The organism is Streptomyces sp. NPDC006283 (assembly GCF_040613325.1).
Taxonomy (GTDB): domain Bacteria; phylum Actinomycetota; class Actinomycetes; order Streptomycetales; family Streptomycetaceae; genus Streptomyces.
The window spans coordinates 1-22,517 of record NZ_JBEXRZ010000112.1 but is presented as its reverse complement, the minus strand read 5'-3'; the positions used below and the strand labels follow the sequence as shown (position 1 = coordinate 22,517).

The 22,517-nt window shown below is 71.0% G+C and carries 20 protein-coding genes and 2 tRNA genes; 9 read left to right on the top strand and 13 right to left on the bottom strand.

Features of this window, described 5'->3' with window-relative positions; genetic code table 11:
- Positions 1-91: 91 nt before the first annotated feature.
- Together ABZ070_RS22360 and ABZ070_RS22355 are read right to left on the bottom strand one after the other, a co-directional pair.
- Complete coding sequence (locus ABZ070_RS22360) at positions 92-1,000, bottom strand: sugar phosphate isomerase/epimerase (protein WP_356636509.1); 909 nt, start codon at positions 998-1,000, stop codon at positions 92-94.
- Positions 1,001-1,013: 13 nt separating this feature from the next.
- Entirely contained in the window at positions 1,014-4,505 is a 3,492-nt protein-coding gene (locus tag ABZ070_RS22355; protein WP_356636507.1) for a ThuA domain-containing protein, read from the bottom strand.
- A gap of 159 nt (positions 4,506-4,664) precedes the next feature.
- Between ABZ070_RS22355 and ABZ070_RS22350 the strand changes: the two genes are divergently transcribed.
- Together ABZ070_RS22350 and ABZ070_RS22345 are read left to right on the top strand one after the other, a co-directional pair.
- Positions 4,665-5,030 (top strand): MmcQ/YjbR family DNA-binding protein, encoded by a 366-nt coding sequence (locus ABZ070_RS22350; protein ID WP_356636505.1) that lies wholly within the window; start codon positions 4,665-4,667, stop codon positions 5,028-5,030.
- Positions 5,031-5,305: 275 nt separating this feature from the next.
- Entirely contained in the window at positions 5,306-6,058 is a 753-nt protein-coding gene (locus ABZ070_RS22345; RefSeq protein ID WP_356636503.1) for a hypothetical protein, read from the top strand.
- Positions 6,059-6,079: 21 nt separating this feature from the next.
- On the opposite strand, the gene ABZ070_RS22340 is transcribed toward ABZ070_RS22345, so the two are convergent.
- Both ABZ070_RS22340 and ABZ070_RS22335 read right to left on the bottom strand, forming a co-directional pair.
- Positions 6,080-6,967 (bottom strand): transketolase C-terminal domain-containing protein, encoded by an 888-nt coding sequence (locus tag ABZ070_RS22340; protein WP_356636501.1) that lies wholly within the window; start codon positions 6,965-6,967, stop codon positions 6,080-6,082.
- A gap of 33 nt (positions 6,968-7,000) precedes the next feature.
- Positions 7,001-7,735, bottom strand: coding sequence for a transketolase (locus tag ABZ070_RS22335; RefSeq protein ID WP_356636499.1), 735 nt, complete (start codon positions 7,733-7,735; stop codon positions 7,001-7,003).
- Positions 7,736-7,873: 138 nt separating this feature from the next.
- Here ABZ070_RS22335 and ABZ070_RS22330 point away from each other — a divergent pair.
- A tRNA-Pro gene (locus ABZ070_RS22330) sits at positions 7,874-7,947 on the top strand.
- Positions 7,948-8,176: 229 nt separating this feature from the next.
- On the opposite strand, the gene ABZ070_RS22325 is transcribed toward ABZ070_RS22330, so the two are convergent.
- The 7 genes from ABZ070_RS22325 to ltnD form a co-directional block, all read right to left on the bottom strand.
- The gene (locus ABZ070_RS22325; protein WP_356636497.1) at positions 8,177-8,932 is read right to left on the bottom strand and encodes a FadR/GntR family transcriptional regulator; all 756 of its coding nucleotides are present in this window, start codon (positions 8,930-8,932) and stop codon (positions 8,177-8,179) included.
- Between the two features lie 10 nt (positions 8,933-8,942).
- The gene (gene denD, locus ABZ070_RS22320; RefSeq protein ID WP_356636495.1) at positions 8,943-9,980 is read right to left on the bottom strand and encodes a D-erythronate dehydrogenase; all 1,038 of its coding nucleotides are present in this window, start codon (positions 9,978-9,980) and stop codon (positions 8,943-8,945) included.
- Entirely contained in the window at positions 9,977-10,780 is an 804-nt protein-coding gene (gene otnI, locus ABZ070_RS22315) for a 2-oxo-tetronate isomerase (protein ID WP_356636493.1), read from the bottom strand. The genes denD and otnI overlap by 4 nt, the downstream gene beginning before the upstream one ends.
- 62 nt (positions 10,781-10,842) lie before the next feature.
- Positions 10,843-12,150 carry an MFS transporter gene (locus ABZ070_RS22310; RefSeq protein WP_356636491.1) on the bottom strand — a complete coding sequence of 436 codons (1,308 nt, stop codon included), beginning with the start codon at positions 12,148-12,150 and terminating at the stop codon, positions 10,843-10,845.
- Positions 12,151-12,200: 50 nt separating this feature from the next.
- Entirely contained in the window at positions 12,201-12,875 is a 675-nt protein-coding gene (locus tag ABZ070_RS22305; protein ID WP_356636489.1) for an aldolase, read from the bottom strand.
- On the bottom strand, positions 12,872-14,152 hold the full coding sequence (otnK, locus tag ABZ070_RS22300; protein ID WP_356636487.1) for a 3-oxo-tetronate kinase: 1,281 nt from the start codon (positions 14,150-14,152) through the stop codon (positions 12,872-12,874). The genes ABZ070_RS22305 and otnK overlap by 4 nt, the downstream gene beginning before the upstream one ends.
- A gap of 1 nt (position 14,153) precedes the next feature.
- The gene (ltnD, locus tag ABZ070_RS22295) at positions 14,154-15,071 is read right to left on the bottom strand and encodes an L-threonate dehydrogenase (protein WP_356636485.1); all 918 of its coding nucleotides are present in this window, start codon (positions 15,069-15,071) and stop codon (positions 14,154-14,156) included.
- Positions 15,072-15,429: 358 nt separating this feature from the next.
- Between ltnD and ABZ070_RS22290 the strand changes: the two genes are divergently transcribed.
- Entirely contained in the window at positions 15,430-15,621 is a 192-nt protein-coding gene (locus tag ABZ070_RS22290) for a hypothetical protein (protein WP_356636483.1), read from the top strand.
- A 235-nt stretch (positions 15,622-15,856) separates the two neighbouring features.
- On the opposite strand, the gene ABZ070_RS22285 is transcribed toward ABZ070_RS22290, so the two are convergent.
- Positions 15,857-18,289 carry a SpoIIE family protein phosphatase gene (locus ABZ070_RS22285; protein ID WP_356636481.1) on the bottom strand — a complete coding sequence of 811 codons (2,433 nt, stop codon included), beginning with the start codon at positions 18,287-18,289 and terminating at the stop codon, positions 15,857-15,859.
- Positions 18,290-18,520: 231 nt separating this feature from the next.
- Here ABZ070_RS22285 and ABZ070_RS22280 point away from each other — a divergent pair, with 231 nt between their 5' ends.
- From ABZ070_RS22280 to ABZ070_RS22265, 4 genes are read left to right on the top strand one after another with little or no spacing between them, the layout of a single operon-like run.
- Positions 18,521-18,886, top strand: coding sequence for a DUF488 family protein (locus ABZ070_RS22280; protein ID WP_356636479.1), 366 nt, complete (start codon positions 18,521-18,523; stop codon positions 18,884-18,886).
- 32 nt (positions 18,887-18,918) lie between these two features.
- Complete coding sequence (locus ABZ070_RS22275; protein ID WP_356636477.1) at positions 18,919-19,671, top strand: (Fe-S)-binding protein; 753 nt, start codon at positions 18,919-18,921, stop codon at positions 19,669-19,671.
- Entirely contained in the window at positions 19,668-21,086 is a 1,419-nt protein-coding gene (locus ABZ070_RS22270) for a lactate utilization protein B (RefSeq protein ID WP_356636475.1), read from the top strand. The genes ABZ070_RS22275 and ABZ070_RS22270 overlap by 4 nt, the downstream gene beginning before the upstream one ends.
- A complete protein-coding gene (locus tag ABZ070_RS22265; protein WP_356636473.1) occupies positions 21,083-21,733 on the top strand; it encodes a lactate utilization protein C in 651 nt (216 codons plus the stop codon). Before ABZ070_RS22270 ends, ABZ070_RS22265 begins: the two co-directional genes overlap by 4 nt.
- 10 nt (positions 21,734-21,743) lie before the next feature.
- On the opposite strand, the gene ABZ070_RS22260 is transcribed toward ABZ070_RS22265, so the two are convergent.
- Complete coding sequence (locus ABZ070_RS22260; protein ID WP_356636471.1) at positions 21,744-22,211, bottom strand: DUF309 domain-containing protein; 468 nt, start codon at positions 22,209-22,211, stop codon at positions 21,744-21,746.
- 219 nt (positions 22,212-22,430) lie between these two features.
- Here ABZ070_RS22260 and ABZ070_RS22255 point away from each other — a divergent pair.
- A tRNA-Pro gene (locus ABZ070_RS22255) sits at positions 22,431-22,504 on the top strand.
- Positions 22,505-22,517: the final 13 nt, after the last annotated feature.

The window sequence follows — 22,517 nt, the reverse complement described above, 5'->3', positions numbered from 1 at the left end:
ATCGCGATGTGGGTCCTCGCGATCATCGCCCGCCCCTACACCTGGTGGCGGGTCGGCCGGGGGTGGTGCAGGGCTCCTTGGCGTACCCCGGTCAGTACCTGAGGTTCGCCAGGTACGTGTAGCTGTTCTGCGCCGTGGCGAACGGGTCCGCCGGCGCGTCGTGCTCCACCAGCCACTGCTTCACACCGCCGCTGCGCGCCGTGTCGAACATCGTGGCGAAGTCCAGGACACCGGAGCCGACGTCGGCGAAACCGCCGCCCGGGGCCATGTCCTTGACGTGCAGTGCGGGGAACCGGCGGCGATGCTCCACGAACAGGTCCTGCGGGTCGCTGCCGCCGCCCTTCGCCGCCCAGTAGACGTCCAGCTCGAAGCCCACCAGATCGGGGTCGGTCTCCCGCAGCAGGATGTCGTACAGGTTCTCGCCGTCCACGACCTGGTGGTCCGCGCCGTGGTTGTGGAACAGCAGCGGTCCGAGACCTGCCTTGCGCGCGGCGAGACCGGCCTTGTTGAACTCCCGGGCGGCCTCGCGGAATCCGGCCGGGGTGTGCATGGACCCGGGCAGGCTGGGCACCACGATCCACCGGGCGCCGAGGGTACGGATGTCCTCGAGGGCCTGCGGCAGACCGCTGCCCCGCACGATGTCGTAGCCGACGTGCTCCAGGACGGCCCGTAGGCGCGTCTCGTCGAGCATGGAGCGGATGGCGGCTGCGCTGTTGCCGTGCCGGCCGCTCACACCGACGGTCGCGTAACCGATCTGTGCGAGGCGGGCGAGCGTGCCCTTGAAGTCCGCCGCCAGTGGGGCACGCATGGTGTAGAGGTGCATGCCGATCCCGGACGGCGGGATGCGACGGCAGCGCCGCGCCGCCTCCGCGGCCGTCTCCGTGACGTTCGAGGCATGCGTGTTCGAGGCGTACGCGTGCGAGCCCGTCGCCATGACGCCGGTGGCCGCCGCGGCGACGCCGAGAGCCTTGCCGAGGAACGCCCGTCTGGTGCCGTTCATCGGAACTCCTTCCTCAACTGACATTGATGCGGACAAAGTTGGTGGTCGTGTCACCCTTGTCGTCGGTGACCGTGAGGTGCGCGGCGTAGGTGCCGGCGCGGCCGTAGGTGTGGGTGGCGGTCGCCTGCTCCTCACCGGCCGGCCTGCTGTTGTCGCCGAAGTCCCAGTGGTACGAGGCGGCTGTCCGCCCCTCGGGCAGTGTGACTTTCCCGGCCAGTTGCACGGTGAGCGGCGCGGTGCCGGTCGCGGGTGTGGCCGTGATCTTGACCCGGGCTCCCTGGCGCTTCTCCACACCGGCCCCGTTGAAGTGCAGCCAGTCCACGGCGAACAGGTCGGGCTTGTCGGCCGACCACTCGGGGTTGGTGAAGACCGCGTACAGCTTGGTCGTCCCGCCCGGGTCCAGTAGTGGTGTCGTCGGGGAGACGACGTTGCCCCAGCCGCCGGTACTCGGGACGGTCACCTTGCCGAGCAGCTGGCCCGTGGGCGATCCTGCGCGGAACTCGACGGTGCCGCCGATACCGCCGGAGGCCGCGCCCACGGTCACGGAGTCGATTCCCTTGAGGGCGACCGGGTCGAAGCCGATCCAGTCGCCGTCCTCGATCTCGGTGAGCCGCTTGCCGCCGGAGGCGTCGCTGCGGCTGCCCACCACCACGCCGTCGTGCGCACCGCCGGTCGACGTCATGTGCTCGGCCTCGCGGTACGTCGTGCGCAGTGTCAGCGAGGTGGAACCGGTCAACGCGGGTACGCCCGGTGCCGCCTTGTCCTCGTACTGCGCCGTGATGCCGTAGTAGAGGTTCTGGCCGGGACCGTGGCTGTCACCGGCATCGGTCGCGATCTCGCCCGTGCAGCCGGTGTAGTTGTCCAGCGGGTGCAGATGGGAGTCGTGCCCGAGCTGCGACTGGACGACGACGCGTGAGCAGTCGATTCTGCGGCCGTCCTCCTTGTCCTTGACCTTCACCGTGAAGGGGATGGTGTCGCCGAAGCTGAACATGCCGCCGTTGGGCGGCTGCTGGATGGTGACCTGCGGCCGGGTGTTGCCGACGGTGATGTCCTGGACGGCCAGGCCCGTCAGTCCTCCGGGCCCGGTGACGGTGAGCCGGGCGGTGAAGCGGCCCTTCTCCCGGTACACATGGCTCGGGTTCGCCTCCGTCGAGTCGGTGGTGCCGTTGCCGTCGAAGTCCCAGGCGTAGGTGACCGGCTTGTCGCCGGGCAGCCCGGAGCCCGCACTGGAGAACGACACGGTCAGCGGCACGGAACCGCTGTCCGGTGTGGCCGTGGCCTTGGCGTCGGGCAGCCGGTTGTCGCCGACGTAGTCGATCCGGTAGATCCCGGAGCCTTCGTTGCTGCCGCCGCGGCCGGTGCCGCTGCCGAGACCGAAGTCGATGACGTACATCGCGCCGTCAGGGCCGAAGTCGGCGTCGAAGGGCTGGTTCCACGACATGTCGCCGAAGACGGTGTTGATCGAGTGCAGGTCGCCCGCCTTCGCCGGCTGGAAGCGCGGGTTGGTGAAGGTCTGGTCCTGTTGTTGGAAGGAGAAGGTCTTGAACCACTTGCGGGTCAGCTCGTAGTTGAACCACTTCCCTTCGAAGGCCTTCGGGAACTTGCCCAGGTAGGTGTTGTCCGGGTCGAAGTCGTAGACAGGGCCGCCCATCGGGCCGCCACCGCCGGTGCCGAGCTCGGGGAACTGCTCGGACGCCGAGTACGCGTACCAGACCGTCGCCGGCTGGGCCGCCGGCAGCTCGGTCAGACCCGTGTTGTTCGGCGAGTCGTTGACGAGCTTCGCGCAGTCGAACTTGGGGCCCGAGGTCTTCGTCTGGAAGTTGTAGTCGTTGAAGGGGATGTTGTTCCCCACGCAGTAGGGCCAGCCGAAGTTGCCCGCTTTGGTGATCCGCATGTACTCGACCGTGCCTTCAGGGCCGCGGTCCGGCTTGGCGGCGCGGGCGTCGGGGCCGTAGTCGGCGACCATCAGGGCGCCGCTGACCGGGTCGGTGGTGATACGGAACGGGTTGCGCATGCCCATCGCGTAGATCTCGGCACGTGTCTTCTCGGTGCCGGGCGCGAAGAGGTTCCCCTCGGGCACGGAGTACGTGCCGTCGTCCTTGGGCGTGATGCGCAGGATCTTGCCGCGCAGATCGTTCGTGTTGCCCGAGGTGCCCTGAGCGTCCCAGGCGCGACGCCCCTCGCCCTCGTCGATCGGCGTGAAACCGTCGGACGCGAACGGGTCGGTGTTGTCGCCGATCGCGGCGTACAGGTCGCCGTCCTTGTCGAACGCGAGTGAGCCGGCCATGTGCGAGTTGGCCCTGCCCTCCCCGCGCAGGGTCGGGATCGTCAGCAGCCGCTTCTCGGACGCGGGGTCGATGGTGTTGCCGGTGACCGTGAACCGGGAGAGGTTCAGGCGCTTCTCGGTCTTGTCGGAGTTCAGCAGATAGAGCCAGTTGTTCTCGGCGAAGCCGGGGTCGAGCGCGAGCCCGAGCAGGCCGTCGGACTGGCTCGTCATCTCCGGGGTGTACGCGAAGTCGAGCGCGGTCGTCACCTTCAGCGTCTGCTGGTCGATGACCTTGACCTTGCCGGTGCGCTGGATGAAGAAGACCCGTCGGTCGGGCGCGACGGCCAGCTCGAAGGGATCGGCGAGATCGCTGGTGGCCAGAGGGGTGCGCTGGAAGGCGCCGGTCTTGGTCGCCGTGCAGTCACCGGGCTTGTTGCCGGCGGCCCACTGGATGCCGCCGAGCAGATGCTCCAGAAAGTCCGGCTCCTGGAACGCGGACTTGGCGTGGCCGCCCGCCGTGAACCAGCTGCGCCCGCCGTCGTAGTTCTGGCACCAGGACCACGGGTGGTCGACGCCCTCGTCGAGGCCGGTGATGCCGTCCCGCACCTTGATCTGGGCGAGGGTGTGCACCTTGCCGGTCGGGTTGGTGCGCCAGTTGTACCACTCCTCGGTGCGCTCCCAGAGCTCGGGAAGGCCTTCGGTGGAGGGGTGGGACCGGTCGAGCACCTTGATCCGGCCCGTCTGCACGGCCGGGTGCTTGTCGAAGATGGCGCCGACCAGGCCTTCGTACCAGGGCCAGTCCCGCTCGCTCGCCGACGCGGCGTGCAGACCGACCCAGCCGCCGCCGCCCCGGATGTACTTCTGCAGGGCGGCTCGCTGCGCCGCGTCGAGCAGATCGCCGCTCTCCGGGGTGGAGTTGGTGTTGTTGAAGACGATCGCCTGGAATCGGGCGAGGTTCTCGTCGGTGAAGACCGAGGCGTCGTCGGTGGCCTCGACCTCGAAGCCGTTCTCGCTGCCGAGCTTCTTGACGGCCTCGACGCCGGCGGTTATCGAGTCGTGGGTGAAGTTGGTGACCTTGGAGAAGACCAGTACGCGATAGGGCGCTGCTTCGGCGCGGGGTGACAGGGCCACCCCGAGGCCGAGGAGCAGCGCCAGTAGTGCGGTGATGACGGAGACGGGTGAGAGTGCGGTGCGAAGGGCTCTGGGCCGTCGTTGCCGTCCGAGGTGATGGCCACTCATGGCGCTCCCGGGTGCTGGTAGGGCCTGCGGGATTAGAAAGCGCTTTCTGAATACGCCGCACAGCGTAGGTTCCGGCGTCGCGGGGGGTCAATGGGTCGGAAGCGCGCAGTGTGGCGCGGTAGTTGAGGCCCTGTCGGTGCCTGGTCGTACGGTTGTGCCATGGCCACTGCCGACGACGTACGCAGGATCGCGCTCGGGCTGCCCGGAGCGATCGAGAAGCTCGCGTGGGGGATGCCCACCTTCCGGTTGGCCGAAGGAGGGCGGATCTTCGCGTCTCTGGACGACGACGACCGCGTCATGGGGGTGAAGTGCCCGCAGGAGGACCGGGAGGAGCTGATCGCGGCCGAGCCCGACAAGTTCTTCCTGCGTGAGGGGCACGACGACCACTACGCATGGATGCGGGTGCGGCTCTCGGCGCTGGAGGACGACGACGAGCTGTACGCCGTTCTGCTCGACTCGTGGCGCCAGGCGGCCCCTCGGAAACTGCTGGACGCCCATCCGGAACTGGCTCCTCCGAAGCGGTGAGGCATCGGCCTGACGGGCGGTCAGGCGCTGCGGCCGGCGGACAGGACGGTGCGACGCCGGGGGTGGGGCGCTGCCGTCGGGGCGGCCCGGACGGTGTGCTCGGCGCGGTTGGACCGTCCGCCCGGTGGCCCGGACCGTCCGCAGGGCGCGGCCGGGCCGGATGGACGCGCGGCTCATGCCTCGGTCGGGTGAGTGAGGGGCCGGGGCAACCGCTTCCGCACCCGGACCGGGTACGCATTGCCGGGCCGTTCCACGACGCCGGGAGGACCTGCCTCATGCCCGCCACCAGACGCGCCGCGAACACCCTCGCCGCAACTGCTTGTGTCGCACTGCTGCTCACCGGCTGCACGGAGCCGCCACCCGCTCCGGAGCCGGGCGCGAAGGCCCAGGGCGGCCCCACCGGGCGCCCCGGCCCCGTCCCGCGAAAACTGCCGGCCAGTCACATCCCGGGCCTCGGGCCCGAATTCCGTTCCAGGATCCCGGACGCAACGCTCCAGGCGCTCGTCGTGACCGGGGAGACGTCGGACACCAACGTCGCCACAGCGGTGCTCCACGAACGGACGGCGGGCGGGTCATGGCGTGCCGTCGCCGGCCCCTGGCCCGCGCACAACGGCGTGCGCGGCTGGACCGACGACCACTACGCCGGCGACCTGCGCACCCCCATCGGCGTCTATGGCCTGGGCGACGCGGGCGGACGCTCACCCGATCCGGGCACCCGGCTGCCGTACGACGAGGACGAGGAGTTCGTGGCCTCGGGCACCGGCTTCCTCGGCGAGCCCCTCGAGGGCTCCTTCGACTACGTGGTCGCCATCGACTACAACCGGGTGTCGGGTACCTCTCCGCTGGACAAGGAGCGACCGCTCGGACCTGAGAAGGGCAATGGGCTGTGGGTCCACGTGGACCACGAAGGTCCCACCCAGGGGTGCGTTTCCCTGGCGAAGGACCGGATGCGCGAGCTGCTGCGCGCGCTCGACCCGGACAAGCGGCCGGTCATCGTCATGGGCCCCGCCCCGGAGCTGCGGAAGTGACCGAAGGGCCCGCCCCCGCCGTCACATGAATGCCGAGATGCGGTCGCGCAGGGACTTGGGATCCAGTCCGTGCGCGGTCAGGTGCTCGTTGATCGTGCCGTATCGGCGCAGCTCGCGTCGGGACACCCCGAGGCCCAGCACCCGGTGCGGCACGTCCGCGAGGGCGTCGTTCGCAGCCGACGTCGAGGTGCCCGCGAGGTAGGGCTCTACGATCACCACATCGGCCCGGTCGCCCGCCGCCCGCCGGACGGTCTCGTCGTCGAAGGGGCGCACCGTCGTCGCGTACAGCACGGTGACGTCCAGGCCCTCCGTCGCGGCGAGGACGTTGTCCAGCATGGGCCCGACGGCGATCACGACCGGGCCGCGGCCCTCGCGCACGGCAAGAAAGCGGCCGCCCGCGGTCGGCCTCGCCTCGGCGTTGCTCTGCAGTGACAGACGCACATACACGCGGTCGTCACCCGCGGCGGCGCTCCGCAGCAGCGCCCCGGCCTCGTCCGGGTGGCCGGGGACATGGACCGTCCACCCGTCCAGGGTGTCCAGGAGCGCCACGTCACCCGGCGCCATGTGCGTGAAGCCGCCCGCGGGCCAGTCGTAGGACGCTCCGGCGCTGACCAGCACCCCGCCGGTGCCCTGATGTCCGAAGTCCAGCTTCACCTGCTCGAACGGCCGCTCGACGAGGAAGCTCGCGAAGGTGTGCATGATCGGCCGCATCCCGGTGAGCGCGATACCGCCGCCGGCGCCGATCAGCAGCTGCTCCCGGATGCCGACGTTGATCACCCGGTCCGGATGACGCCGCTGCGCCTCCTCGAACCCCGCAACGCTGATCTCCGCGAGTACGAGGGCAAGGCGCGGGTCCTCGTCCAGAAGGCGGGTGGTGGTGGCGATGAAGCGGTCACGCATGGTGTCCATGGTCGACAGTCCTCTCGGCGGTGACGTACGTGATCAGGCGTTCTTGGGTTCGACGCGGGCGACGACCGCCCTCGGCCTGCCCGGATGCGGTGCCGTGAAGGCGGCGAACAGCGCTTCCTGGTCGCGGCCGTCGACGGTCCGGGCCAACCAGCCGGCGGCCTCGAACCGCGACGCGATCCCGCCGGGCCAGCCGTGCGTGGCGGACGAGTTGTCGATGACGAGCGTGTGGAGCTGCTCGAGCCCGGCGGGACCCGCGTAGGCGATGGCCTCGTGGTTGCTGCCCTCGTCCAGCTCGGCGTCGCCGATGAGGACCCAGACCCGTGGGTCGGTCAGCCCCTGTGCGCGCAACCCGAGGGCAGTGCCCACCGCCAGCGGAAGCCCGTGCCCGAGCGACCCGCTGCCGATCTCCGCCCCGGGCACGAGAACCCGGTCCGGATGGTGGCCGAGGGGGGAGTCGTAGGAGCCGAAGCCGGGCAGCCACTCCACGGGCACGAAGCCCTTGGCGGCGAGCACGGCGTAGTAGGCCATGGGGCCGTGCCCCTTGGACAGCAGGAACCGGTCGCGTCCGGGGTCGTCGGCGGTCTCCGGCGACACGCGCAGGACGCGGTCGTAGAGGACCCAGAGTGCGTCGAGCGTGGAAGTGGCGGCCGGCCCGTGCTTCTCGTCGCCCGTCATCAGGGCCATCAGCCGGTCGAGGTCGTCGAAGCCGAACGCCCGGGGGCCGGGAGCCGAGGCGCCGGATACGGAGGTGGAAGCCGTGTTCGTCATGCCGCCCACCGTGCAACCTCAAGTTGACTTGAGGTCAAGCGCGGCGGGTTGTGGAATACGGGTTCGTGACCAGTGGCCGGAGTGCGGTATTGTTCTCATGTCCGTTCGGCGGGGGGAAACCCCAGGTCAGACGGGCACCGGGACGTGGCGCAGCTTGGTAGCGCACTTGACTGGGGGTCAAGGGGTCGCAGGTTCAAATCCTGTCGTCCCGACTCGAGAGAGTCGTAGACCGAGGGCCGTTTCAGAGCATCTGAAACGGCCCTCGATCGTTTGCGGGCCAGTGCGGCAGCCGCTGGGGCCGGCAGGTCGAGACAGCCCGAACGACGCCAAAGGGCACGGGAGCGGAGCGTTCACCGCACCGCTGTCGTGCCTTTGCGGCTTTCCCACGCGCGGGACGTCCCGTCGGGTGCGGCGCCGACCTCCCGCGCCGGTCGTCCCGCGTCAGGGGCCGGTGTCGAGATCGACGTCGAGGTCCTCGGCCTCGGTCCAGAATCCCTCGTCCGCGTCCTGGAGCCGAGAGGCCGCGTGCTTCAGGTGGCGGCGGGCGGCGGCGCGTGCCGTCTGGGCGTCGCCGGCCTCGATGGCGGCCAGTATGGTGTGGTGCTCCTGCCGGACCGCCTCGAAGAAGTCGTCCCGCCGGGCCTCGTTCGCGCGCGTGACGCGGATGCCGCTGCGCAGCACCTCGCCGAGGTACCGCACCGTCGAGACCATCACAGGGTTGCCGGTCGACTCGGCGATGGACCTGTGGAACGCGAGATCCTCGTCGACGCCGTCGCCGCCGGCCGCGACCGCCTGGTCGATCGCGGTCAGGGCCTGACGCATCCGGGCGAGGTCGGCCGGGGTGGCGCGGGCGGCGGCGAGGGAGGCCGCCTCGCCCTCCATGGCGCGGCGTACCTCCACGATCTGCAGCACCTTGGCCTTGGTGCCGTCGGCCGCCTCGGCCTCGAGGTCGAGCGGCCGGGTGCGCCGGGGCATGACGAACACGCCGAGGCCCTGGCGCGCTTCGACCAGGCCCGCGTTGCGGAGCCTCGAGACGGCCTCCCGCACGACGGTGCGGCTGACGCCCAGCTGCTTGACCAGCGCGACCTCGGTCGGCAGCTTGTCACCCTCGGCCAGCCGTCCGGACTCGATCTCCTCCGAGAGCAGCGCGGCGACCCGATCCGCGAGCCGCACCGGACCGCTCACCTTGGAAAACATGGTCTTCAGTCTATCGGCCCGGCCGGGCGGCGAGGCGCGTGCCGAACTCGACCGCGTCAGCGTGGTCTTCCATGTAGTCCCGCACCACCGCTTCGAAGTCCGGATCGGGCTCCAAGCCGAGTGCGGTGGCGCGTGCGTTGTCGAAGACGGCGGGCCAGGAGCCCACGATGGCCTCGACGGCCTGATCGGGTGCGATCGTCACCAGGTCGGCGACGGCATCGCCGGCCAGCCGCCGCAGCGTGGCCAGCATCTCGGCGACCGTGACCGTCAGGGCCGGCAGGTTGACCGGTACGCCGCCCATCAGCCGGCCCGGCCCCTCGCCGCGATCGGCCTCGGCGACGCGGAGGATTCCGTCGACCGTGCGCCGCGGGGAGGCCAGGGCCACCCGCAGGTCGGGTCGGACCGGGCAGGTCGCGGAGATGCCCGCGAGGGGCTCGCGGATGATGCCGGACAGGAAGCCGGAGGCGGCCGCGTTCGGCTTGCCCGGCCGTACCGACACGGTCATCAGGCGGGTGACGCGTCCGTCGATGAAGCCGCGGCGGGTGTACTCGGCGACGAGTTGCTCGCAGACCAGCTTCTGAGCCCCGTAACTGGACCGCGGCGTGGGCAGGGTCGACTCGCTGACCACCGGTGGCAGGGGCAGCGCAGGGTCGGAGCCGTAGACGGCGACGCTGCTGGAGAACACCACCAGCGGCGTCGGCCCGCCTGCCGCCGACTGGGCCCGGGCGGCTTCGAGCAGTGCCCGTGTCGTGTCCAGGTTGGCGCTCATGCCGAGGTCGAAGTCGGCCTCGCACTCGGCCGAGACCGCGGAGGCGAGGTGGATCAGCACGTCCACCGGCTTCGCGAACACCTCGTCGAGGCGGTCGGCCAGGTCGCCCTGTACGACGTCCACCAGCGGGTCGGTCGCCGCCTTCGTATCGGCCTGCACGTAGCGGTCGGCGAGCACCAGCCGGTCGATCGGTGCGCCACGGAAAGTCCGTGTCGTGAGCAGGGCGTCGGCCACCTGCCGCCCCAGGAAGCCGAAGCCACCCGTGATGACGATCCTCATGCGTTGTCTCCTCGGTAGTTGTCGAGCCAGCCGAGACCCTCGCTCGTGCCGGCGCGGGGGCGGTACTCGCAGCCGATCCATCCGTCGAAGCCCACGTCGTCGACGACGTCGAACAGATGGCGGACGTCGAGTTCGCCCTGGTCGGGCTCGTGGCGGTCGGGCACGCCCGCGATCTGCAGGTGGCCGACGCGGCCTGTCGGCAGGTCGCGTCGCAGGGTGACGGTGAGGTCGCCCTCGACGATCTGGCAGTGGTAGAGGTCGAGTTGCACCTTGAGATTCGGGGCGCCCACCTCCTGCACCACGGCGTGGGCCTCGGTCTGCCGGTTCAGGAAGTACCCCGGCATGTCACGGCCGTTGATGGGCTCGATCAGGATCTCGACGCCCACCGCGGCGGCCTGCTCCGCGGCGTGGGCGAGGTTGGCCAGATAGGTGTCGCGGTGCTCGGCGAGCTCCGTGGGCCTCGCGTCCGGCGGCACCAGCCCTGCCATGACGTGGACCCGCGGACAGCTCAGCGCCGCGGCGTACTCGAGGGCCCGGCCGATCCCGGAGCGGACCTCCGCCTCGCGTCCGGGCAGTGCCGCGATGCCGCGCTCTCCGGACTCCCACGACCCGGGCGGTGCGTTGAAGAGCACCTGCTTCAGGCCGTGGTCGTCGAGCCGGCGGCGCAGCTCGGTGGCGTCGTACGCGTAGGGGAAGAGGTACTCGACGGCCTCGAAGCCGTCCGCCGCCGCTGCGGTGAAGCGGTCGAGGAAGTCGTGTTCGGTGTACATCATGGACAGGTTCGCGGCGAACCTCGGCATGCTTGCTCCTGTGTTCGACACCGGTGCCGGGCCCGGTGGACGGGCCCGGCACCGGGCCGGGGTCAGCGGTTGACGACCTGCTTCTTGGTGGTGAGCACCGCGCCGGCGCCGACGACCAGGCTGAACGCCAGGACGTACATGGGAAGCGACGTCGAGCCGGTGGCGTCCTTCAGCGCGCCGATCATGTACGGGCTGACGAAGCCGGCGAGGTTGCCCACCGAGTTGATCGCCGCGAGACCGGCCGCGGCGGCGGCGCCGCCGAGGAACGCGGTGGGGAGCGACCAGAACAGCGGGGCGCAGGTCAGGACACCGGCCGCGGCGAAGGACAGCGCGGCCAGGGACAGCGCGGTCGACCCGGTCGAGACGGCGGCCAGCGAGAACCCGACGGCGCCCATGAGGCTCGGGACGACCAGGTGCCAGCGGCGCTCCCGGCGCTTGTCCGCCGAACGTCCGAAGAGGTTCATCGCGATGAGGGCGGCAAGGAACGGCACGGCGCTGAGGACACCGATCGCGAGGTTGCCCTCGATCCCGGTGGACTCGACGAAGGTGGGCATCCAGAAGGTCAGGGCGTACTGGCCCATCACGAAGCAGAAGTAGATGAGGCACATCAGCCACACCTTGGGGTCGCGGAAGGCGTCCCAGACCCGGCCGTGCACCGTCCGGTGCGCGGCGTCGTCGGCGATCGCACGCTCGACGACGGCCTTCTCGTCGTCGGTGAGCCACTTCGCGCTGCGCACGCCGTCGTCGAGGTAGAACAGCGTGGCGACACCGATGGCGAGCGCGGGGATCGCCTCGAGCAGGAACATCCACTGCCAGCCCTGCCAGCCGTTCACCCCCTGGAACCGGTCCATGATCCAGCCGGAGAGCGGGTTGCCGAAGATGCCCGCCACGGGAATGGCGGACATGAACATCGCGATCACCCGGGCACGGCGGTGCGAGGGGAACCAGTAGGTGCAGTAGAGGATCACGCCCGGGTAGAACCCCGCCTCCGCGGCGCCGAGGAGGAACCGCAGCACGTAGAACGTCGCCTCATTGGTGACGAACATGAACGACGCCGAGACCAGGCCCCAGGTGATCATGATCCGGGCGATCCAGGTGCGGGCGCCGATGCGCTGCAGCATCAGGTTCGAGGGGACCTCGAAGAGGAAGTACCCGATGAAGAAGAGGCCGGCACCGAGGCCGTACGCCGCCTCGCTGAGGCCCAGGTCGTCGGACATCTGCAGCTTCGCGAAGCCGACGTTGACCCGGTCGAGGTAGGAGAAGACGTAGCAGAGTATGAGGAAGGGGACGATGCGTCGTACGACTTTGCGGAAGACGGCGTTCTCGCGGGCGAGGTCGGGGGCCTCGTCAGTCGTTGTGGGCACAGACATGCGGAATCCTTCGTGCGGCTCGGGGGATTCTCCGACAGGGACGGGGATGATCACCACGCGGCGTCGAACACGGACCTCAGTTCGCCGAGCGCATGGGTGGGGAGGGGCTCCGGGCGGCGGTCGGTCAGGAGCCAGAGACGTGCCGTCTCCTCGAGTTCTTCGAGGACGGCGAGAGCGGTGGCGGCGTCCGGGCCCCACACCACGGGGCCGAGGCGGTCGAGCAGCACGGCCCTGATCGGTGTGCCGCTCGCCGCGCGGTCGGCGATGCGGGCGGTCACCAGGTCGGCCACACGCGGGTCGCCGGGCCGGTGGTAGGGGACGAGCGGAACGTGCCCGACCTTCATCACGTAGTAGGGGGTGATGGGCGGGAGCACGTCGTCCTCGCTCCACACTCCGGCCAGCGTGAGTGCGACCAGGTGCGTGGAGTGGGTGTGGACGACGAACCGGGCCGTGGGGTCGGCCTCGTAGATGCGCCGGTGAAGCGTGAGGGTCTTGCTGGCCCGGTCGCCGGCGATCTGCTCGCCACCGGCGTCGACCAGCGCGAGGCGCTCGGGTTCGAGGAAACCGAGAGCGGCGTCGGTGGGCGTGATGAGGTGGCCGTCGCCCACCCTGGCGCTGATGTTGCCGGCGCTGGCGTGGACGTAGCCCCTGGCGAACAGGCTCGTGCCCACGCGGACGATCTCGGCGCGTGCCTCGTCGACGGCAGCGCTTGCGGGCCGGGTCACGGCGCCTCCCGGTCCAGCAGGTCCAACGCGGCGGTGAAGAAGTCGGGACCACCGAAGTTGCCGGACTTCAGCGTCACGTGCAGCGTCTCCCCGTCGGGCAGGGCCGCCGCGCACCAGGGCACGCCCGGGTCGATCTGCGGTCCGATCCGCAGGCCGGTGAGGCCGAGCGCCTGGACGACAGCGCCCGAGGTCTCGCCGCCCGCGACGACGAGCCGGCGGACGCCGCGCTCCACGAGCCCCTGTGCGACGCGGGCCAGGGTCCGCTCCACGAGCTCACCGGCCTCGGCGGCGCCGAGCCGGCCCTGGACGGTCCGGACGGTGTCGGGTGTCTCGGTGGAGTAGACGAGGACCGGCCCCTCGGCCAGGTGCGCGTCCGCGAAGGCCAGGGCCTGGCCGGCCACGTCCTCGCCGGCCGCGATCCGGAGCGGGTCAACGCTGAACGCGGGCCTTCCGCTGCGCAGGAATTCCCGAACCTGACCGTTCGTGGCCACCGAGACGGAGCCGGAGACGACGGCGGCGTGACCGCCGGCCGGCGGCAGCTGGGCGGCGGCCGGGGACGGCTCGAAGCCCCAGTTGGCGGGCAGGCCGATCGCCAGGCCCGATCCTGCGGTCACCAGGGGCAGCCCCCGGACCGCGGCACCCAGGCGCAGGAGGTCGTCGTTGGAGACGGCGTCCGCGATGGCGATCGAGATGCCTTCCTTGCGCAGGTCCTCGATGCGGGCCCGGATCGCCTCCGGACCGCCGGCCAGGACGGTGTGGTCGACCAGACCGACCGTGCGCGAGGTCTGTGCGCCGAGGACGGAGACCAGGTCGGAGTCCGTCATCGGAGTGAGCGGGTGATGGCGCATACCGCTGTTGCCGAGCAGCACGTCGCCGACAAAGAGGTGTCCCTTGAAGACGGTGCGCCCGTTGTCGGGGAAGGCCGGCGTCGCGATGGTGAAGTCGGTGCCCAGGGCCTCCATCAGGGCTTCCGTGACCGGCCCGATGTTGCCCGCCGGCGTCGAGTCGAAGGTGGAGCAGTACTTGAAGTAGATCTGCTCCGCGTTGGCGGAACGCAGCCACGCGAGTGCCCGCAGTGACGCCTCGACGGCCTCGGCCGCCGGGACGGTCCGTGACTTGAGGGCGATGACCACGGCGTCCGCGTCCGCCGCCGGGTCGGTGCCGGTGGGCGGCACGTCGATCAGCTGAACCACGCGCATGCCCGCGCGGACCAGATTGTTGGCGAGGTCCGTTGCGCCGGTGAAGTCGTCGGCGATGCAGCCGAGTCGGATCCCCATCTCAGACCCCCGCCTGCTCGGGAAGATCGACTCCCGGGAAGATCTTGATGACCGCGCTGTCGTCCTCGCCCCCCAGGCCGGATGCCGAGGCCTGGAGGAACATCTGGTGGGCGGTGGAGGCGAGGGGGAGCGGGAACTTCTCCGGCCGGGCGGAGTCGAGCACGAGCCCCAGGTCCTTGACGAAGATGTCGACCGCCGAGAGGGGCGTGTAGTCACCGGCGAGCACGTGGGCCATGCGGTTCTCGAACATCCACGAGTTGCCGGCGCTGTGCGTGATGACTTCGTAGAGCGCCTCGGCCGGAACACCGGCCTTGATGCCCAACGCCATGGCCTCGGCTGCCGCGGCGATGTGCACGCCCGCGAGCAGCTGGTTCACGATCTTGACCTTCGAGCCGAGACCCGCGTGGTCTCCCAGGCGGTAGACGGTGCTGCTCATGGCCTCGAGCACCGGGTCGGCGAGCGCGTACGCGGCGGCGGAGCCCGACGTCATCATGGTGAGTTCGCCGTTCGCCGCCCGTGCGGCGCCACCGGAGATGGGGGCGTCCAGGTAGAGCACGCCCTTCTCGGCCAGGCGCTTCTCGAGTTCGGCGGACCAGGCGGGGTCCACCGTCGAGCACATCACGAACACGGCGCCCGGCCGGAGGCGGTCGGCGGCCCCGTCGGGGCCGAACAGCACTGCTTCGACCTGCGCCGCGTTGACCACGACGCCGACCAGGACGTCCACCGTGGCCGCCAGCTCGCCGGGCGATGCGAACGCCGCCCCGCCGTCGCGGGCGAAGGCCGCGGCCACCTCCGATCGCCGGTCGTGCACGCCGACGTCGTAGTGCGCGTTCCGCAGGCTGCGGGCCATTCCGAGCCCCATGGCTCCTAGACCCACCAGGCCCACGGGCGGCAGTGCCGGCCTGTCCTCGTCGTTCATGTCCGTCCTCGCCTTGCTGTGCCGTCCGGGTGTGGCCCGGCCTTGGGGTTCGTGCAGCGATCGGGTCATATGATGACCTGAGGACAGGGTTTCCGTATACCGTGACGTCCGTCACATCGGGTGGAGGCCTGCAACGGGCCGCCCCCGAATTCGCGAGTTTCGGCGGAGCCGCCCCGGGCACCCGTGCGCCCCTGGTCCTGCGGGACACCGCAGATCCGGCGCAGCCCGTCGGCCGGAGGCCTTCGCCCAGCCGGGTCACGGAGGTTTCCAGGACGAGCGCCGAGTGGAACTTTCCAGCGGTGCCCGTCGCTGCGATGGAGCACCTGATGGCTCAGCCGGAACCAAGCACGGAGGCACCATGAACGCCGACGCCAACCCGGACGACAGGGTGACGCCCGACAGCCGGCTCCACACCGGCTCGGAGGGAGAAGTGACCGCGGAGGACGTGGTTCTCGCCTCGGGCCGCGAGATCACGCCGAAGAGCCTGGAATGGGCGGAGCGCCGACTGGCGGAGAAGGGCCGCGCCGCACTCGACGAACTGCTGCCCTGAGGAGCGGGCCGAACCGGGCGAGCGGCTTCCCCGCGCGGGGCGAGCCGCTCCCCTGAAAGCGCGCGGCTTCCCCGCGTGCGAAACCGCCCGTGACGGCGCAGGGCCCGTCCGCGTACGGAGGCCGCCCCGCCGGAGGCGTTGCACGCGTACGGGCGCCCGCGCCGGAGGTGTTGCACGCGTACGGGCCCCCGCGCCGGAGGTGTTGCACGCGTACGGGGCACCACCCCGGGGCGTGTCAGTCCGCGTCGCCCGACACGATCATCTCCGCCCACACCTGCTTGCCGCCACCGAGCGGCACCGAGCCCCACGCCGCCGTCGTCGCCTCGACGATGAGCAATCCGCGGCCGCCGGTCGCCTCCCAGTCCACGCTCGCCGGTTTCACCGGGCTGCGGGGCGAGGCGTCGTTCACCGCGATCCGCAGGCGGTCCGCGGACAGGGTCAGGTCCAGGCGCACCTCCCCCTGCGTATGGGCGATGGCGTTGGTGACCAGTTCGGACACCACCAGCAGGGCCATGTCCTTCTCCTCGGCCAGACCCCAGGAGCGCAGGGTGCGCGCGGCGAACCGGCGGGCGTGCAGGACGGCGTTCGGGAGCCGCCACACCGTCCAGTGGGTCCGTACGGGACGGAAACGCGTCCCGTCGTAGCGCAGGAGAAGCACGGCCACGTCGTCGTCCCGCCCGTTGGCGCTGCCGAGCAGCTCGTCGGCGACCCGTCCGATGTCGGACAGGTCGGCGGCGCCCATCACCTCGCGCACGCGGCGCATCCCGTCCTCCAGGGGAAGGTGCGCCGACTCCACGAGACCGTCCGTCACCATCGTGACGAGCGTCCCGGGGATCAGGCCGGCCTCGGTCATGGTGAACTCCGCTTCGGCGAGCACCCCCAGCGGCGGCCCGCCGTCCACGACCAGCTCCTCGGTCGTGCCGTCCGGGTGACGCAGCACCGGCGGCAGATGCCCTGCCCGTACGAAGCGGGCGATGCCTTCCTCCATGTCCAGATCCGCGTAGAGGCAGGTGGCGAAGAGATCCGTCTCCATTCCCACGAGCAGCCGGTTGGCACGGGACACCACCACGTCGGGCGGATGGCCCTCCACCGCGTAGGCCCGCACCGCCGTGCGCATCTGGCCCATGATGGTGGCGGCTCCCGCGCTGTGGCCCTGCACGTCGCCGATGACGAGCGCCACATGCCCGTCGGCGAGCGGAATCACGTCGTACCAGTCGCCGCCGACCTCCAGCCCCACTGTCGCCGGCAGATAGCGGGCGACGGCGATGCCTCCCGGCAGTACCGGCAACTTGCGGGGGAGGAGGCTGCGCTGGAGCATCCTGGCGAGTTCATGCCCCGCGTCCAGCGCGTGGGCGCGCCTCAGAGCGCTGCCCACCAGGCCGGCGACCGCCGTCAGCAGCGACCGTTCCTCCGGGGCGAACTCGTGCTCCGTGTCCCAGCCCACCAGGCACACACCGACCACCCGCCCGTCGGCCGGCAGAGGCAGGACGGCAAGCCCGCCGGGGCCGATGCCGAGGAGACCGGGCTCGAGCTCGGCACCCGGAGGCCACAGGCTCATATGGCCCTCACGCAGCGCGTTCTGCAGTGTGGGCAGGGCGTGGCACGACGCGTCCGGCCATTCGGAGCGCCATTCGGTCTGCCACACTTCGGGCCACGCGTCCGGTTCGGGCGGGTCCAGGACGGTGACCAGGAGCCGGTCGGCCTCCAGCTCCGCGACGGCGATCCGGCTCGCGTCCAGCGGCAGGCGCAGGGCTTCGACCACCATCCTGCTGACGTCCCGCACGGTCGCCGCTCCGGCCAGCCGCGCGGACAGCCCCTGCACGATGGAGACCTCGTGGTCGGTGGGCCGCAGATAGACGGCGTCGGCGACCACACCGAGCACCCGTTCCGGCGTGCCGTCGGCGCCGAACCGCAGACGGCAGCGCAGGCCCAGCCAGCGCAGCTCACCGCCGGGGCGGCGGATGCGGAAGGCCAGCTGCTCGCCCGACGACGACAGCCGGCCCGGTTCGACGACGGACATCAGTGCGGGGATGTCGTCCGGGACGGCGCAGGCCAGCAGGGTCTCCACCCGCCCGTCGAAGTCCTCCGGGGCGATCCCGAGCAACTCGAGAACCTGGGCGTCCGCGTCCATCACACCGGTTTCGAGCGTCAGCGTGAACGCCCCGCCCTGGAGCGGCACCAGTGTGGGCCCCAGATGCGACCGCGGCTGGGCCATCCGCCCCGCCACGCGGCCCACGCGTCCCGCCGACTCCAGCCCGGCGGCCACCTGGTCGGCGTACAGCTCCAGCAGGCTGCGGCGGTCGGCGTCGAAGCCGTCGGTCACCTCGCCCGCCACAAGGAGGCAGCCGATCTTGGCGACTCCGCGGCCGAGCGGCAGCGCTCCGAGCGAGAACTTGGGCGGCAGCGTTCCGGCACCGACGGGGTGCCCCCCGATGGTCTCGCTCGACATGTACACGGACAGGTCCGCCGGGCTCAGCCACAGGGGGCGGGCCGCACGGTAGGCGTCCGTGGCGGGGGAGCGGCTGCCGAGGTTGATGAACGCCGGCAGTCCGTACGTCCCGCCGCGGTCACCCACGGCTTCGGCCAGCCGCAGCTCGTCGCCGCTCTCCGTGAGCACGTAGACAGCGGCCAGCTCAGCCCCGCAGAACGCAAAGTTTTGCCGTGTCAAAGCGCGCACCGCCTCCACACGCGGTCACATACCGCGTTGCTCCCATGCTGCCGTTGTTCGGAGGGTGGGAGCTAGTCAGGAGACGAAGGTGGCAGCGCGCAAACACCGGCGGACAGGCGGCCTGTACCGCCGTGACAGGACGGAACCATGCCGGATGTGGCGAAAGGGGACGGGCGGAATGTCCGCCCGTGTCTGCATGCGCGCAGCGCGACGGTCTGTGACCCTGGGGGCATGCAGCGAGGCAGCGGGAAGAGGGAAATCCGGGTCCGCAGGGTCTACGAGACGCCCTCGCCGGACGACGGCGTGCGGGTCCTGGTCGACCGGCTCTGGCCGCGTGGCCTGAGCAAGGAGGACGCCCGCGTCGACGAGTGGCCCAAGTCCGTGACGCCGTCGACGGAGCTGCGGCGCTGGTACCACGGGCCGGACGGGGAGTACGAGGAGTTCCGCCGCCGCTACGAGGCCGAGCTCGCCGAGCCTGCCGCCGCGGAGGCGCTGCAACGGCTCCGCACCCTCGCAGCCGAGGGCTCGCTGACCTTGCTGACGGCGGCGAAGGAACCCGACCGCAGTCACACGTCCGTTCTGCAGCGGCTTCTTTAGGGCCTGCACCTTCGTCGGCATATCCTCCGGCCATGCGTGTCGCACTCTTCGTCACTTGCGTCAATGACGCGTTGTTCCCCGCCACGGGCATCGCGACGGTGAGACTCCTCGAACGGCTCGGCGTCGAGGTGGACTTCCCCACCGCCCAGACGTGCTGCGGGCAGCCACAGTTCAACACCGGCTACCGGCGCGAGACCGAGCCGCTCGTGCGCCGCACGGTCCGGGCATTCGAGGGGTACGAGTACGTGGTCACGCCGTCCGGATCCTGCGCGGCGATGGTCCGGCACCACTATCCCCGGCTCGGCGGCCCCGCGGCCGCGGACCTGGCCTCGCGGACGTACGAGCTGACCGAGTTCCTGGTCGACGTCCTGCAGGTCACCGATGTCGGCGCCTACTTCCCGTACACCGTCACCCATCACCCCTCGTGCCACGGCCTGCGGCTGCTCAATCTCGGCGGCCGGCCCCGCCGGCTGCTGGAGTCGGTGAAGGGGCTGGAGCTGCGCGAACTGCCGGGCGCGGCCGAGTGCTGCGGGTTCGGCGGCACGTTCGCCGTCAAGAACGCGGACGTGTCCGCAGCCATGGGCCAGGACAAGGTCCGCAACGCCGTCTCCACCGGAGCCTCGGTGCTGTGCGGGGCCGACAACTCCTGTCTGGTGCACCTCGACGGCATCCTGCGCCGCCAGGACGAGCCGCTGCGTGCCCTGCACATCGCCGACATCCTCGCCTGCACGGAGGAACACCCCTTCGAGGAGCACCCCTTCAAGACGGAGGAGACCCCCGCATGAGCGGCGCCTTTCTCGGCATGCCGTCCTTCCCGGAGGCGGCCGGCCAAGCCGTGGGCAACCCGACCCTGCGTGCCAACCTCCGCCACGCGACTCACACCATCCGTGACAAGCGGGCCAAGGCGGTGGCGGAACTCGACGACTGGGACCGGCTGCGCGAGGCCGGCAGGCGGGTCAAGGACCACACATTGCGCCATCTCGACCGCTACCTCCTGCAGTTGGAGAGCGCGGTCACCGAAGCGGGTGGCACCGTCCACTGGGCCGCCGACGCGGCGGAGGCCAACCGGATCGTCGCCGACCTCGTCAAGGCGACCGGCGAGCGCGAGGTCGTCAAGGTCAAGTCGATGGCCACTCAGGAGATCGGCCTCAACGAGGCACTGGAGGCCGAGGGCATCGCCGCCTACGAGACCGATCTGGCCGAGCTGATCGTGCAGCTCGGCGAGGACCGGCCCTCGCACATCCTTGTCCCCGCCATCCACCGCAACCGGGGCGAGATCCGCGACATCTTCGCCCGGACGATGGGCAGTTGGGGAAGGCCGGCGCCAGAGGGTCTCTCCGACAGCCCGGCCGACCTGGCGGAGGCCGCCCGGCTGCATCTGAGGGAGAAGTTCCTGCGGGCCAGGGTCGGCGTCTCGGGGGCGAACTTCATGGTCGCGGAGACCGGAACCATGGTCGTCTTCGAGTCCGAGGGCAACGGCCGTATGTGCCTGACCCTGCCGGACACGCTGATCTCCGTGGTCGGCATCGAGAAGGTGGTGCCGAGCTGGCGGGACCTCGAAATCTTCCTGCAGACCCTGCCCCGCTCCTCGACCGCCGAGCGGATGAACCCCTACACCTCCATGTGGACCGGGACGGCCGACGGGGACGGCCCCCGGACCTTCCACCTGGTGCTGCTCGACAACGGCCGGACGGCGACCCTCGCCGACGAGGTGGGCCGCCAGGCCCTGCGCTGCATCCGCTGCTCGGCCTGCCTCAACGTCTGCCCCGTGTACGAACGGGCCGGCGGCCACGCGTACGGCTCCGTCTACCCCGGCCCTATCGGCGCGATCCTCAGCCCTCAACTCCGCGGCACGCAGAGCGCCATCGACGCCTCCTTGCCCTACGCCTCTTCGCTGTGCGGCGCCTGCTACGAGGTGTGCCCCGTCGCCATCGACATCCCCGAGGTGCTGGTCCACCTCAGGGAACGGGTCGCAGACCAGGGAGGGAAGGGCCACCGCCTGGAGAAGGCCGCGATGAAGGCTGCGGGCTGGCTGCTCGACCACCCGGCCGCGCTCGCCGCCGGTGAACGCGCCGCGTCGAGGACCCGCGGACTGCACCCAAGGAAGCCGCCTGGCGCGGGGGCGTGGACCGCATCGCGGGAACTGCCGCAGATGCCCGCCGAGTCGTTCCGCGAGTGGTGGAGGAAGAACCGCACATGAGCACCGATTCCCCCGCGCGGGCAAGCCGCGAGCGCATCCTCGCCAAGGTCCGGGCCGCCGTGGCCGACGCCCCGCCGGCGTCCGAGGCGCCCCGTGACTACCTGGACAGTCACACATCCGACGACCCTGCCGTCGTTCTCGGCCTCCTGCACGACAACCTCGCCGACTACCGGGCGATCGTCCACCGGAGCACCGAGGCGCAACTGCCGGAACTTCTCGCCCGGCTGCTGGCCGGGCACGGAGCGCGTTCGGTCGCCGTACCCCCGGGACTGCCGGGCGCGTGGCTCGCGGGCACCGACGCCCAACAGCGCCACGACGCGCCGCCCCTGACCCCGTACGAGCTGGATGCGACCGACGCCGTGGTGACGGGCTGCGCACTGGCGATCGCGGAGACCGGCACGATCGTCCTGGACGCGGGCCCCGCCCAGGGCAGGCGCGCCCTCACCCTCGTACCGGACCTGCACATCTGCGTCGTCCGCGCCCCGGAGCAGGTTGTGGCCTCCGTTCCGCGGGCGATGCCGCGACTCGACCCCACCCGCCCGCTGACGTGGATCTCCGGCCCGTCCGCCACGAGCGACATCGAACTCGACCGCGTCGAGGGCGTGCACGGCCCCCGCACCCTGGAGGTGATCCTGCTGCTCGACTAGCCTCGTTCTGCTAATGAACCAGCCGAGGCGCCTCCGCGGCCGGGTCCACCGGGCCCGTCAGCCGGCCTGCCAGATCGCGGGCCCACGCGACCAGCCCCGGCACGTCGATGCCGTGAAGTGCCGGGAGATCCGCGATGCGGTCGGCGCCGCGCAGCAGCAGCCGGGCGCCGCCCGTGATGTTGCCGCGGGCCGCGTGGGTGAGGCCCACCGCGAGCTGGGCCAGCCCTTGCCACAGCTCACGTTCGCCCTCGGGGCCCGACTTCCACGCGTCCTCCAGCACCTCGTGCGCGTGGAACGGCATACCCGTGTCGAGCAGGCGCTGCGCCTCGAGGAGCGTTTGCTCCGGTGTGCGCAGCACGCCCTCGGGCTGGCGCTCCACGCCGGGTGCGCCGTGGGGGAGAGGCCGGCCGAGGCCGTCCCGCGGTCGGGCGTTACGGGCGCGGCCCTCGGCGTCGCGGTCCCTGCGTGACTGGTCCATGCCGCAATTGTCCTCCCTCCCCGGCGCCGTCCCGCAGTGGCGCGTCGCTGCTCGCAGCCGGCCGTCCGGTCGCGGGAGGGTGCGGGCGTGGCGAGGGCCGGATTCGGCGCGCAGCAGCGGCGGCACGCGAGTGACCGCAGGCCGGGCGACCGCCGGCCCCGCAGAGTGAGGTAATGTTCTCTTGCGCGCCCGGTCCGGGAAACCGGCGGAACGCGCAATCGGGACGTGGCGCAGCTTGGTAGCGCACTTGACTGGGGGTCAAGGGGTCGCAGGTTCAAATCCTGTCGTCCCGACTTGTGAAAGTCG

Coding starts and splice junctions, on each gene's coding strand:
- ABZ070_RS22340 (WP_356636501.1), bottom strand. CDS start 6,967: ATGGACACCATGCGTGACCGCTTCATCGCCACCACCACCCGCCTTCTG.
- ABZ070_RS22345 (WP_356636503.1), top strand. CDS start 5,306: ATGCCCGCCACCAGACGCGCCGCGAACACCCTCGCCGCAACTGCTTGT.
- ABZ070_RS22260 (WP_356636471.1), bottom strand. CDS start 22,211: ATGGACCAGTCACGCAGGGACCGCGACGCCGAGGGCCGCGCCCGTAAC.
- ABZ070_RS22350 (WP_356636505.1), top strand. CDS start 4,665: ATGGCCACTGCCGACGACGTACGCAGGATCGCGCTCGGGCTGCCCGGA.
- denD (WP_356636495.1), bottom strand. CDS start 9,980: ATGAGGATCGTCATCACGGGTGGCTTCGGCTTCCTGGGGCGGCAGGTG.
- ABZ070_RS22290 (WP_356636483.1), top strand. CDS start 15,430: ATGAACGCCGACGCCAACCCGGACGACAGGGTGACGCCCGACAGCCGG.
- ABZ070_RS22355 (WP_356636507.1), bottom strand. CDS start 4,505: ATGAGTGGCCATCACCTCGGACGGCAACGACGGCCCAGAGCCCTTCGC.
- ABZ070_RS22360 (WP_356636509.1), bottom strand. CDS start 1,000: ATGAACGGCACCAGACGGGCGTTCCTCGGCAAGGCTCTCGGCGTCGCC.
- ABZ070_RS22310 (WP_356636491.1), bottom strand. CDS start 12,150: ATGTCTGTGCCCACAACGACTGACGAGGCCCCCGACCTCGCCCGCGAG.
- ABZ070_RS22265 (WP_356636473.1), top strand. CDS start 21,083: ATGAGCACCGATTCCCCCGCGCGGGCAAGCCGCGAGCGCATCCTCGCC.
- ABZ070_RS22275 (WP_356636477.1), top strand. CDS start 18,919: ATGCGTGTCGCACTCTTCGTCACTTGCGTCAATGACGCGTTGTTCCCC.
- ltnD (WP_356636485.1), bottom strand. CDS start 15,071: ATGAACGACGAGGACAGGCCGGCACTGCCGCCCGTGGGCCTGGTGGGT.
- ABZ070_RS22335 (WP_356636499.1), bottom strand. CDS start 7,735: ATGACGAACACGGCTTCCACCTCCGTATCCGGCGCCTCGGCTCCCGGC.
- ABZ070_RS22325 (WP_356636497.1), bottom strand. CDS start 8,932: ATGTTTTCCAAGGTGAGCGGTCCGGTGCGGCTCGCGGATCGGGTCGCC.
- otnI (WP_356636493.1), bottom strand. CDS start 10,780: ATGCCGAGGTTCGCCGCGAACCTGTCCATGATGTACACCGAACACGAC.
- otnK (WP_356636487.1), bottom strand. CDS start 14,152: ATGGGGATCCGACTCGGCTGCATCGCCGACGACTTCACCGGCGCAACG.
- ABZ070_RS22270 (WP_356636475.1), top strand. CDS start 19,668: ATGAGCGGCGCCTTTCTCGGCATGCCGTCCTTCCCGGAGGCGGCCGGC.
- ABZ070_RS22280 (WP_356636479.1), top strand. CDS start 18,521: ATGCAGCGAGGCAGCGGGAAGAGGGAAATCCGGGTCCGCAGGGTCTAC.